The sequence below is a fragment of the Oleiphilus sp. HI0079 genome (genome assembly GCF_001635105.1).
This window is the reverse complement of sequence record NZ_LWFT01000821.1, coordinates 1-908: the sequence shown is the minus strand read 5'-3', so window position 1 is coordinate 908 and position 908 is coordinate 1. Positions and strand designations below refer to the sequence as shown.

The 908-nt window shown below is 48.2% G+C and carries 2 protein-coding genes; both read right to left on the bottom strand.

Annotated elements, in window-relative coordinates; genetic code table 11:
* The coding region (locus tag A3750_RS15340) for a hypothetical protein (RefSeq protein ID WP_156498626.1) at nucleotides 1–225 on the bottom strand (225 nt) is incomplete at its 3' end.
* A gap of 175 nt (nucleotides 226–400) precedes the next feature.
* Nucleotides 401–908 (bottom strand): single-stranded DNA-binding protein (gene ssb, locus A3750_RS15335; RefSeq protein ID WP_068548417.1); only part of this gene is annotated, 508 nt, incomplete at its 5' end.

Sequence of the window (908 nt, the reverse complement as noted above, 5' to 3'; positions counted from 1 at the left end):
AACGGCGGCATTATCGTTAATATAACCTCCCATTCGTCCATCAACTGTGGTCATAGAGGCAGATTGAGATGAGTCTGAAAACGCTTGCTCATAAAAACCAAAGTTAAGGCCAACATAGCGCTTCCCGTGCGTGCTATCGGCAGCGACTAAGGGCGACACAACAATAGAAAATAACAATAAAAGAATGGGCTTAGCGGTTATTCCACCAATACTTCTCAAAGACATAACTTTCTCCTCAACGCTGATTCAATTAATACTACATCATGTTCAACGCTCAAACATAGACATTGGCCAACCACTCGCGACAGACAGCATGCTGGCTAACTCATAATCAGACCCTCAAATGTAAAAAGGCCCCTAAAAAGGAGCCTTAAAAACAATCAGAGAGTTAAATCATCAGCTAGAACGGAATATCGTCATCAAAATTATCCATCGCCGGCGCGGGGGCCGGTGCAGGCGCTGATTGCGGTGGAGCTTGGTTGTATCCACCTTGCTGAGGAGCGTAGTTTTGCCCCGCCTGAGATTGCGGAGCTTGATTAGGCTGCGGAGCATAGCTTTGCTGCTTCGGCGCGCCACCTTGCTGCGGAGCTTGATTGTAGCCACCCGATTGGGCGCCATGATCCATGCCTGCGCCCTTCGAATCGAGCATTTGCAATTCGTTGGCAACAATTTCTGTTGTGTAGCGATCCTGACCTTGCTGGTCCTGCCACTTGCGCGTTTGAAGACGACCTTCGATGTAAACTTTAGAGCCTTTTCGCAAGTAGTCTTTCGCTATCTCTGCTAAGCGATTAAACAGAACAACGCGGTGCCACTCTGTTTTAGGAACCATCTGACCTGTTTGCTTATCTTTGTAGCTCTCGTCTGTCGCTAGGTTAAGGTTGGTGACCGTCGAGCCCTGAGCCGTAAAA